This window comes from Ruminococcus sp. (assembly GCF_024691275.1).
Lineage (GTDB): Bacteria > Bacillota > Clostridia > Oscillospirales > Ruminococcaceae > Ruminococcus.
The window spans coordinates 1-10,770 of record NZ_JAILNU010000054.1 but is presented as its reverse complement, the minus strand read 5'-3'; the positions used below and the strand labels follow the sequence as shown (position 1 = coordinate 10,770).

9 protein-coding genes are annotated in these 10,770 nt (G+C 43.3%); all 9 read right to left on the bottom strand.

The annotated features are described in order from the left end of the window. Positions 1 to 271 precede the first annotated feature (271 nt). Positions 272 to 574, bottom strand: a complete 303-nt coding sequence (locus K6G33_RS15260; protein ID WP_367270489.1) for a hypothetical protein — start codon at positions 572 to 574, stop codon at positions 272 to 274. Positions 575 to 699: 125 nt separating this feature from the next. Beyond that, positions 700 to 1,725, bottom strand: coding sequence for a hypothetical protein (locus tag K6G33_RS06450; RefSeq protein ID WP_296777488.1), 1,026 nt, complete (start codon positions 1,723 to 1,725; stop codon positions 700 to 702). Continuing rightward, positions 1,709 to 3,040: a radical SAM protein gene (locus tag K6G33_RS06445; RefSeq protein WP_296777485.1), complete on the bottom strand. Its 1,332-nt coding sequence runs from the start codon at positions 3,038 to 3,040 to the stop codon at positions 1,709 to 1,711. Before K6G33_RS06445 ends, K6G33_RS06450 begins: the two co-directional genes overlap by 17 nt. A 7-nt stretch (positions 3,041 to 3,047) precedes the next feature. Then, entirely contained in the window at positions 3,048 to 4,382 is a 1,335-nt protein-coding gene (locus tag K6G33_RS06440; protein ID WP_296777483.1) for a radical SAM protein, read from the bottom strand. After that, the gene (locus tag K6G33_RS06435) at positions 4,375 to 5,916 is read right to left on the bottom strand and encodes a GH3 auxin-responsive promoter family protein (protein ID WP_296777480.1); all 1,542 of its coding nucleotides are present in this window, start codon (positions 5,914 to 5,916) and stop codon (positions 4,375 to 4,377) included. The genes K6G33_RS06440 and K6G33_RS06435 overlap by 8 nt, the downstream gene beginning before the upstream one ends. Next, positions 5,906 to 6,604 (bottom strand): GNAT family N-acetyltransferase, encoded by a 699-nt coding sequence (locus K6G33_RS06430; protein WP_296777477.1) that lies wholly within the window; start codon positions 6,602 to 6,604, stop codon positions 5,906 to 5,908. The genes K6G33_RS06435 and K6G33_RS06430 overlap by 11 nt, the downstream gene beginning before the upstream one ends. Then, entirely contained in the window at positions 6,576 to 7,958 is a 1,383-nt protein-coding gene (locus K6G33_RS06425) for a radical SAM protein (protein ID WP_296777474.1), read from the bottom strand. The genes K6G33_RS06430 and K6G33_RS06425 overlap by 29 nt, the downstream gene beginning before the upstream one ends. After that, positions 7,933 to 9,255 (bottom strand): radical SAM protein, encoded by a 1,323-nt coding sequence (locus tag K6G33_RS06420; protein ID WP_296777472.1) that lies wholly within the window; start codon positions 9,253 to 9,255, stop codon positions 7,933 to 7,935. Before K6G33_RS06420 ends, K6G33_RS06425 begins: the two co-directional genes overlap by 26 nt. After that, positions 9,252 to 10,547, bottom strand: a complete 1,296-nt coding sequence (locus tag K6G33_RS06415) for a radical SAM protein (protein WP_296777469.1) — start codon at positions 10,545 to 10,547, stop codon at positions 9,252 to 9,254. Before K6G33_RS06415 ends, K6G33_RS06420 begins: the two co-directional genes overlap by 4 nt. Between the last annotated feature and the right edge of the window lie 223 nt (positions 10,548 to 10,770).

Here is a 10,770-nt window from a genome sequence, read left to right as displayed (position 1 = left end):
TTTTCGTATGGAATACTTGTATGGAATGCGTTTTTAAAAGCTGAAATACTATTCTTCTAATTGAATTTAATTTCAACATTCTTTTCAATAATACATGAGAAAACCAGTGCAGCGAATACTGCACCGGCTCTATTCCCAATAGGGTGTCAATTATTTTTGCAACGTTTCAAAAGCCAATATATCACTTATATAAAACATTTTTTTCTGTTTCAATAGATCGTAGTCTACTGCAACCATACTCATGCCAGATCCATAATGGAGCTGGCATTTTTCATAACATTATATCGCCTTTTCTTCGTGTGCATATTACATTATATATTTCTCTTGTTCTTATTGTTTTCACGTAATAGCAACCCAATAAAAAAACAGCCAGAATGATAATCGTAGTATACTCACATACATCTGAGATTGCTCCAAGATCTGCATTTTCAGGAATATTACCCTGCGAGAGAAGTCCGTCCAAAGCCCCTTGACTCTGATTGAACATGAAATGAGCCACCACCGTAGGAAATACGCTATTCGTCTTTTTTGTCAGCCACATCAGGAATGTACCGAAGCACGTTAGCAGGAGCATTCTTCCGCCGCCGCCACTGACGAAGAGCTCGTTACATACATCGTATGAATGAACCTGAAGGTTCGGAAACTTGCTCTTGAGCTGTGAGATCGTTGATTACAAACGCAAAAAACAATTTCATGCATTCATAACAGCGCCGCTTCCATACCGATATTTCCGCTTATGGGCGGATTATCCCTCCACAGCACCTGATACAGTCTGCTTCCGTATCTGACCGTTTTCATGTATCCGAGGCAGCTGCACAGCGGATCTCCATCTGCGCCTCCCCATATCAGAACAGAATGTCCCGACAGTGCGGCAACTGTATTAAGGAAATTCCTGCACAGCTTCCTTTCATTGTTTTCAATATAAAGATAGGATACTGCTCCATGGTCTATTACCGTTCCTTCGGCAGGAAATTCAGGATACCCGAGCAGCTGCATCGGGAGCTTTGAAATGAATCTGTATGCACCTCCGTATTTACGGAGAAGATAATACTTTGTCTCCTTCTGGTCTCCTACAAAGCAGCAGGCTTTGATTTTTCCGTTTTCACGAAAACAGTAGAATTTCTTTTTCCCAAAGCCTTCCATTTCAGTATGCACAGGCGTAAGGTCCCTTTTGGAGAAATATCCTTCCATAAGCTCATCAAAGCCGTTTATGTCATCAGAAAGCGACAATATCTTTTTACGGCTGTTCCAGCAGTAAGTAGTGTAATGAGATATGAATCGATACTCCGGCATATTCCTGTGCTTCTTCTCCAGCATTGCTATCACTGCTTTGTTGCTGTCAAGGATAGTGGTATAACAACATTTGCTATCCTCAAGATTTTCTCCGAGAAAGCTGTAGGCTTTTGCAATAAAACCTAATCTGCCACGGTATTCGTTAAGTATCTTAAGTCCTGTAAGATAGGCGCATTTCTCAGGTTTCCCGTTTATATATTCCTGTCTGACAACAGCGCCGCCCACAGCAATTATTTCATTGCTCATGTTATCAGATGCAACAATTATCTTTGGCTCGCCGTCAGCACCAAATGACTTCATCGGCTCACTTCCGCGAAGAAACTGGATATCAAGATCTCCGCTGAAGCTTCCACTTTCAAATATCCTTTTAATGCCTTCATTATCACTTGCATCGGCAAAACGAACTGTATAGCGGTCATTTTGGAAGTTCATCAAGATTTTCTCCTATTGGCACATTCATTTTCTGATCTACCTCTTCACCGAGCCGCAGGTTCATTGCCCAGAAAAGTCCCCAAAGAAGCGGACTTGTTCTTCCGAGAGAAGCAAATCCACGGCTCATAACTGTCCGAGCAGAGGAAAACTCCTTTCTCGCATCACGACAGAGCTTACTTAGTTTTTCGGCAGATATTTTCTTTGGATTGAAAGCAAGCTCTCCGTAGTTGTAACCGTCCGCAAGCCACCATTTGTCGTATATCAGGCGATTATCCTCGCGCAGACGCTTGTACAGCGGAGTATTAGGGAAAGGCAGAAGATGATTGAAGGCGGCGGTATAGAATTTATGCTTCTTTGCAAATTCAAGTGACTCTTCAACAGTACGCTCATCGTCATTATCGTAGCCGAAGACAAAAGTTGCATATATACCAAGCCCTGCATCGTGTACTCGTTTGACAAGCTCGTCTCTTTCTCCCATGGCGAGATTGAATGATTTATTCATCTGACGCAGATTTTCGGGATTGAGGCTCTCGAATCCGATAAGTATAACCTCGCAGCCGCTTTTTTTCATGGCTTTGAGAAGCTTCTCATTCCGTGCCATTGAAAGTGTTCCTTGACCTGCCCATTTCTTTTTCAGAGGAGCTATCTCCTCAAAAAGCCGTATTGCATTATTATGGTCTGCCACAAGGTTATCGTCTACAAGAAATGCAATATTGTGCTTTGAACGCTTCAGATCATCAATTATAAGTTCGTGTGAACGAGCATGGTAATGGCTTTCATAAAAGCGGCATATCGAACAAAAATCGCAGCTGTGTATGCAACCACGTCCTGTTTCCACAAGGGATACCGGAAGATACTTCTTTCCGGTAAAAATACTCTTGTCTGGATGAATATCATATTCAGCGGTATTGCCCTGATAGACAGGATTTAACTTTCCTCTGCCAAAGTCCTCAAGCATTGTTTTCCACACAGTTTCGGCGTTGCCGATCATCACACTGTCACAATGCTCCGCAGCCTCCTCAGGACAGAGAGTGACATGATAACCGCCCATAATGACTGGAATCCCCCGTTCACGGAATTTCTGTGCTATCTTATAGCTTCGCTTTGCAGTATAAGTTTCAACTGTGATGCAAACCAGATCCGTGGAAGTCTCATAGTTTATAAGCTCTATTCTGTCATCAAACAGTTCTGTCTCAATGTCGGGCGGAGTCAGTGCTTTAAGCATAGCTATTGTGAGCGGCTCCATTTTCCATGTGCCTATGTATTTTTTTCCTGGTTTTTTCCCTATTGCGGGAACAATAAATGTTATCTTCATAAACTCCTCACAGTATTGGTATATCTGAATTGTCGCACATTACTTCACGTCCGAATTTATGCCATTTATCAGCATATCCCTTATATCCCATATTAACCGGCAGCGACAGCCATATACTGTGATTGAAAGGTGCAAGACGCTTGAATATATTCTTATTTGAATATGTCTCACGCCATGCTCTGTCAGTACCTGCTTCAAGTTGCTCCTTTGTCATCTTCTTTGGCTGATAGACACAGTGCTGGACATCATACATAGCCCAGTTCCTTTCTATTATCCTGCCTTCTCTTTCAAGCTGGGCATAATAATCTGTTTTAGGGAAGGGGGTGAGTATGGAATATCTCGGGAGGTCGATCTTTGCTTTTACTACCATCTCAACAGTTCTGTCAAAAACGCTCTCGTCCTCTTCATCTCCGCCGAATGCAAAGCAGCCCTGCACAAGTATGCCATTGTCATGGAGACGCTTCATAAGATCAATATAGCTGTCCACACGGTTAACGCCTTTGTGTATATACTTCTGTGACTCCTGTGTTATGGATTCAAAACCGATAAGCAGACCTTTGCAGCCGCTTTTCCGGAACACCTTCATCAGCTCGTCGTCGATACCGATAGACGACGTTACAAGACCAAGCCAGATAACTTTAAGCGGTATCATGGCGGTGAAAAGCTCAATAGCGTACTGTTTGTCCGTGATAAGGTTAACATCTGGAAATAGTACATGACGTGAGCCGAGAGCTTCAATTTCGGCAATAACGTCCTTTACGGGACGCTTATATACATTCTTCCCGAATGCAGCAGGATAAGCGCAGAAGCTGCAGGTATGGCAGCATCCTCTGATCGCCTCGACAGTATTTATGGTTATGTAACGCTTTTTATTAAGAAGCTCACGGCGAGGATGAGGTCTGTTCTCTATGGAAAAATCGCAGTTCTGATGATAGAATTTATTGTATTTTCCTGAAACATAATCGTGCAGGAACTGCGGAAATGTCTGCTCGGAAAATCCTGTAAATACGACATCGGAATGCTGTGCTGCTTCGTCCGGAAGCATTGAAGGATGAACTCCGCCCATGAAAACGGTTATTCCCTTTTTGCGAAAATAATCCGCATATGCGTAACATCTTGGAGCAGTTCCCGTGATGCAGGTTATTCCGATAAGGTCGGCATCTATATCCAGTGGTATCTTACCTGCCGTTTCGTCGTATATGACCACATCTGCGTCAATATCTTCAGGTACAAGTGCCGCAAGAGTTGTAAGAGTCAGGGGGGCATAGTGCAGTGACTTGCCAAAGCTGCCTGAAAATCGGTGCATAGCACCCGCAGGTGCGAGCAAAGCTATTTTAAGCATTCCTTTTCTTCCTTTCCTTTGCAAGATAATCACTCCAGCCTGAGAGCCTGCTCAGACATGAAGGCTTTATATCTCCGAGCTTCATTCCCTCATCTGTAAGTCGCTTCAGATATAGTCTGTCAGCATCGGGAACTGCTTCGGCTGTTTCAGCACATTCCAGCTGTCCAAGCTGACGGCAGTAATTATAATGAAAGCTCTCACGAAGAGCGTTATCAAGCTGTTCATTCCGTATTCCCCGTGCATCGGTATAAAGGCAATATCTGTTACCCTCGGGAGCAAGCAGACAGAAATGTTCGGAAACCCCAAGTTTCCGCAATACATTCCTGACAAAATCTTCCGTCAGCTTTTCACCGAAAAGATCGCAGGAAATGCCAGCTCTACGCAGGAATCTCATACGAGGAGGTGCAATGTCAGATGTTTCAATGATCTCGACTATGTCACCTATACAATATCTGTACAGTCCTCCTCCTGTAGTCACTATAAGCTCATATTCGCCTTTTTCCAGCTTATCGGCAGTTACTATACTGTTGTCACTGAGGCTGCGGAACTCAAAGAAGTGTGAATAGATACTCAGACGGCTGTCGGATTCGCCAACTAACGGAAGGGAGGTAAAGCATTCGGTAGCTATTATTCCTTTTGGCTGTATGTAAACGCCGCTGAAAAGCTTTTCAACTTCTTTTACGCTGTCAGCAGCAGAGCCGTCAGCCCAGCAGCTTATGATCCTCACATCAGGAAAAACAAGTTCAAAGCTTCCGGAACGTGCTTTTTCCACAAAGTCTTTTTTCCTCAGAGCAGGCAGTTCTGCGGCTAAGCTTTCCGCATTATCGCTTATGTATCTGCAAAGTATGGAAAGATATGTGGGATTCCATACTGATATCAGCGTAAGACATGGGCAGCGAAGAAGACTGACCGCTGTGTCGTGCCAGAAACTCTCCATGCTGTCAGCAAATTTTATGCTGCCGTCAACTGCAAAAAGCCTGTCCATGATATGACGTTCAAGCCTGCCGAAATATGCTGAATCCTCCTCGAATCCTATGGGGATACCTGCCTTTGTAAATTGTTTTCTGCTTGTGACGGGCGTTACAGACCAATAGCTCATGCCCGACATGACTTGCTCTACATTACTGTATATATCGCCTATCCACGGCCTTAATCCGCACTGGAACTCGTGCTGAAGGGAATCGGTATATGGTATCAGCTTACGACCGCCTGACGAACCGCTGGTCGGTTCAAGAAGTCTGACCTTTTCCATTGTCAGAACGCCTTCTGCTCCGTCAGCGATCCTTTCGATGTAGTTTTCGTAATCCTCATACTTTGTAAGCGGAATTTGTGCAGCAAAATCACTGTATGTCCTGATGTTTTCAAAGCTGTATTTTCTGCCGTATTCTGTTGCAGAATTTTTTTTGAGCAGCTCTGTGAGATACTTCATCTGCACTGCTCTTACATCACACGCAGCTTTGAACCGTTTCAGTTCTGAGCTGTATAGTCTGCGGCACAATCCGTTCAGCACACGGCAATATAACTTACTCTCCATTGAACAATAATTCAGGCATATGTCTGCGGAGCAGCGAACGGTCGAACTTTGCAAGGCATGCAAGGTCGTTGCCGTTTTCCCAGTTCGGGTTTACCTGACAGAAGAAAGCAATATCCTTGTTTTTTATACGTTTTTCATCTATATCCGCAACACCTTTTCTGAGGCAGTCCTTTACGCTTTTATACTCTATAACACCTGTAGTTTGGTTATACTCTTCATGATAAAGTGCAGATGCGTATGCATCGATGATCTTTTTCATATCTGACGGTGTCGCACAGCTTCGGCATGGATAGAACTCCTTCCAGAAAAGCGGAAGTATCCTATAGGTCTTGTATCCCTTGCATATAAGGAACCACCACAGTTCTCCGTGTTCCTCGGCATATCTGAACCAATGCCGTGCAAAGATCTTGAATAGTTTCGTTTCACCCCAGTAGTCCCTGTGAATGATAGTATCTCCTGAAAAGATGCCTTTAACTTCTTTTCCATCAACATTTAATGTCATTAACTTCTGAGTAGTAAAGCCAACTATTCTGCCATCGCTTTCAAGCACAAGGCAATAATCCTTTGCGTAAAAATCACGTCTGAAAATTTCAGGATCCATATTCTCGTAAAATTCATCCATAAGCTCATACATGGCTGAGATCTCAGACTCTGTAAACTCATGTATCAGTTTTATTGTTCCCTTCATCATTTTTCTCCTTATTATTATCTGAAAGTCCGAAATGAAGTCCCTGTTTCTTGAAAACCTCCTTGCGGAACAATGGATTGTACAGAAGATAAGTAATAAATCTGTACGGAGTCCGCATATTGGTATGAGGTTCAATAGCACGCTTTATTATAGAACCTATGCTGTTGAAACGTCGGCGGCATTCAAATGCCGTTTCTGTAAGCTCATCGGGAGTCATGTTCTTCGGAACGATACTTGCGTAATTGAAGCGATAATCCTCATGAAGCCACCATTTTCCGTCATAGAGCAGTCTGTTCTCGCTTTTTAGTTTTTCGTAAAGCGGAGTATTTGGATAAGGCATAAGTATATTGAAAGCTGCAAACGTAAACTTATTCCTTATTGCAAAATCGCAGGTGGCACGTATGGATTCGACAGTATCACCATCGTGTCCGACTGTAAAAGCAGCCCAAGTCTGCAAGCCCCATTTCCTGAGCTGCTTTATCTCAGAACGGTACATATCTGCGGAAGCACGGGTGTTAGTAAGCTTATTCATTGCACTTATGCAATCAGGAGATATGGACTCAAAGCCTATGACCAGTCCGAGACAGCCGCTCTTAACCATAAGCTCCATAAGCTCCTTATCCTGAAGCATATCCATACTTCCCTGACTTACCCAACGTATTTTAAGCGGTATCAAAGCTCTGAAAAGCTCCTTTGCCTTTTTACGGTTGCAGACAATATTATCGTCCACAAAAAACAGAAGTTTCCGCTTCTGGGACTTTATCTCCCTTATGACATCTTCAACAGGGCGGCAATAGTGATGAGCCTTGAAATAAACAGACGACGCACAAAAACTGCACTTATGGCTGCACCCGCGAGTAAACTGTAGTAGAGTTATTGGAAGATAACCCTTACCCTCAAATATGTCACGCCTTGCGATTATATTTTTCTGAGGATAAGGCGGCTGTTCAGCGTCATACCGTTTTTTGTGACAACCACTGCGGAAATCGTTTATCATGGTCTCCCATACATTTTCCGCATCACCGACTATCAGTATATCACAGTGTTCGGCGACCTCCTGAGGTATGAGCATGGCGTGCATACCTCCCATGACCACCTTAACGCCACGGCTGCGGTATTCACTGCTTATCTCATAGGCACGTCTTGCTGTAAAAGTCTCAACGGTTATTGCAACAAGGTCTGTCGGCTCATCGTATGGAATAGACTCCATACGGTCGTCATAAAGAACGACCTCAACATCATTGGGAGTAAGTGCGGCAAGTATGCCAAGAGGCAGAGGCTCCATTCTTCCCTCATCTACATAAAGACTGTGTTCTCTACGACCTATATTAGGTTTTATCAGTGTCAGCTTCATTGAGCATACCTCCGAGCAGTTGTCCTTGCTTACTGTTTATCTCCCTGCGTGATATGAAGTTTGCCAGCAGAAATACCAGCAGGGTACGTGGTCTGAGATGATTTTTGCAGCCAAAAAGTCTGCGGAATATACATCGAATTGAGTAAAAATCACGCCTTATCCGCAGGCAGCCCTCACTGAGCTGTTCAGGTGTCATATTTTTAGGAATGAAGGCAGTTTCGCCATAACGGTAGACATCTGAAAGCCACCATTTTTTATATCTTAGCCGACCTTCTGCTTCCATATTCTCATAGACTGGAGTTCCTGGCATGGGTATCAGCGGATTGAAATTCGTGATCGCAATAGAATTACGTACTGCAAAATCATAGGTTTTCTGAAAAACATCGACAGAATCTCCGTCGCAGCCAAGCACGAACGTGCCATAAATAAGGAGTCCGTGACTGTAAACTCTCTTTATCATCTTCTCATAATCGGCAGCTATGTTTGCAGACTTGTGCATCTCTTTAAGGCTTTCTGAATTAAGACTTTCAAATCCCATGAGCACGAGAAAGCAGCCTGAACGTTTCATTGCCGCAAGCAGCTCGTCATCCTTTGCTGCGTCCAGGCTTATCTGACAAGCCCACATCTTTTTCAGAGGAGTTATAGCCTCAAAGAGCTTCATAGCCGACTTCCGGTCGTAGAGAAGATTATCGTCAGCAAAGAATATTATCCGTTCCTTTGACTCATTCAGTTCCCTGACTGTGTCAGCTATTGTCTTTTTGCGCACGCATTTGTACATCGTCTTTATCGAGCAGAAGCCGCAGTTGAACTTGCAGCCCCTTGATATCTGATGCACTCCGATATGGAAGTATTTGTGGCTGTAAACCTCGGGATGAGGACTGATATAGCCAACAGGTTCGTTTTCATCAGAAAAATACTTCTTCTGAATCATACCTCTGCTGCAATCACTGATAAAACGTCCCCATGCTCCTTCTGCATCACCGATAATGACAGAATCGGCATATTCAAGCATTTCATCTGCCATAACAGCAGCATGGAATCCACCCATAACGATTATATTCTTGTCTGTCCTGTACTTTTTTGCAAGGATATATGCTCTTTTTGCAGTAAATGTCTCTACAGAAAAAGCGACTATATCCGAATTGATCTTATCCGGGAGCTTTTCAACTCTCTCGTCAATGAATTCTATCTCATGTTCTGCAGGAGTGATACCGCGTATTATTTCAAAGAGAATAGGCTTCATTGCATCAGAGCTTATATGCTCTAACATATTCAGTCTTATAAAGGTTATTTTCATAATTCCGATTTGCCTATCTTCATATTTCTGAAGCCGATATTTGCTCCAAGAAGTATGAGCTTTGTTATTCCTTTGCACGGAGAGCCGTGTACTCTCCTGATTATGCTTTTCCAGCTGAAGGCTTTCTTCCATGCATTTCTGTAAAGCTTGTCAAGCTTTCCGGGAGTAAGGTTCTTTGGACGGAAAACTGTATGATGCTGATTGTAGAGTCTCCAGTTATGTGTAAGAAGCCTGCCCTCCCGTTCCATCTGCTTGTAAACAGCGGTTCCGGGATATGGTGTAAGGATCGCAAATCTGCAAAGGTCAAGTCCCAGCCTGTCGATAAATGCCGGCAGAGAACGAAGCTGTTCTTCCGTATCATTGTCAAAGCCAAGAACAAAACTGCCGTTTACAGCTATACCGTGGCTGTGGATATTCTTGATGAGCCTACGGTATTTGTCAGCCTTGGGAAAACTTTTATTGACACTTTTCAGAGAATCTTCATTGAGTGACTCAAAGCCTATAAGTACACCTCTGCAACCGCTGTCATAGGCTGCCTGCATAAGCTCATGGTCATATCCGAAATCAGCTGTAGCATTTCCTACCCAAAGTATTTTCAACGGTTTAAGGGCTTTCATAAGCTTCATGGCGTATTCGCGCTTCCCGAAAAAATTAGGATCAAAGAATATCAGCATCTTTGTATGAAGAGATCTTATCTCGTTTATTACACTTTCGACCAACCTCGGATTACTCTTCCACATGGAAGCCATAGAGCAGTATCTGCAGGCATTTATGCAGCCTCTGTCTGCTATGACAGCCGGAATATTAAGCGTATTCCTGTCCTTTACCTTATCCCTTGACGGCACAGGAAAGTCTGCGGCACAAACATGAGTATCCCTGTAAAACGGCTTTGGCACTCCTGCAATATAATCACGTATAAACTTCGGAACAGTAAGCTCTGCCGGACCGGATATTACCGTATCACAGTATCTTGCAGCTTCCTGCGGCAATGCCGTTGCATGATAACCGCCGCATACAACATAAGCTCCACGCTTTCTGAATTCCCGGCAGTGCCTGTATGCGGTTACAGCAGAAGAGGTATCAAATGAAATCATAACCACATCGTATCTGCGGCGGTCGTAATCAACAGTTTGAGAATGTTCGTCAATAATGTCTATACGCTTAAAAGTTCCCTTTGGAATAGTTGAATATAAAGACGCAAGGGTCAAGGAAGTGTAAGTAAACAAACGTGAGCTTTTGCTACGGAACAGCTTTTCTTCCGAGTCCCATACCTGTATCATCAGCAGATCCATTTCATAACCTCCAATTTTTGTATTATTATACCATATTTTGAGTATAAAATCAATTATATCTGAAATAAATGACATTTGTCATTTGTAGGATTACAATAGATGTGAGACAAATTACAAAAAAAGATAGCGGAGCAGCATAAACCTGTGTTACAGTTAAGTTGCGAAGATAAAAGCAACAGGAGGTTAGCTGATCCGCTATGAATACTATAACACAGATTACCAC

Coding starts and splice junctions, on each gene's coding strand:
- K6G33_RS06420 (WP_296777472.1), bottom strand. CDS start 9,255: ATGAAAATAACCTTTATAAGACTGAATATGTTAGAGCATATAAGCTCT.
- K6G33_RS06415 (WP_296777469.1), bottom strand. CDS start 10,547: ATGGATCTGCTGATGATACAGGTATGGGACTCGGAAGAAAAGCTGTTC.
- K6G33_RS06435 (WP_296777480.1), bottom strand. CDS start 5,916: ATGGAGAGTAAGTTATATTGCCGTGTGCTGAACGGATTGTGCCGCAGA.
- K6G33_RS06430 (WP_296777477.1), bottom strand. CDS start 6,604: ATGAAGGGAACAATAAAACTGATACATGAGTTTACAGAGTCTGAGATC.
- K6G33_RS06440 (WP_296777483.1), bottom strand. CDS start 4,382: ATGCTTAAAATAGCTTTGCTCGCACCTGCGGGTGCTATGCACCGATTT.
- K6G33_RS15260 (WP_367270489.1), bottom strand. CDS start 574: ATGCTCCTGCTAACGTGCTTCGGTACATTCCTGATGTGGCTGACAAAA.
- K6G33_RS06445 (WP_296777485.1), bottom strand. CDS start 3,040: ATGAAGATAACATTTATTGTTCCCGCAATAGGGAAAAAACCAGGAAAA.
- K6G33_RS06450 (WP_296777488.1), bottom strand. CDS start 1,725: ATGAACTTCCAAAATGACCGCTATACAGTTCGTTTTGCCGATGCAAGT.
- K6G33_RS06425 (WP_296777474.1), bottom strand. CDS start 7,958: ATGAAGCTGACACTGATAAAACCTAATATAGGTCGTAGAGAACACAGT.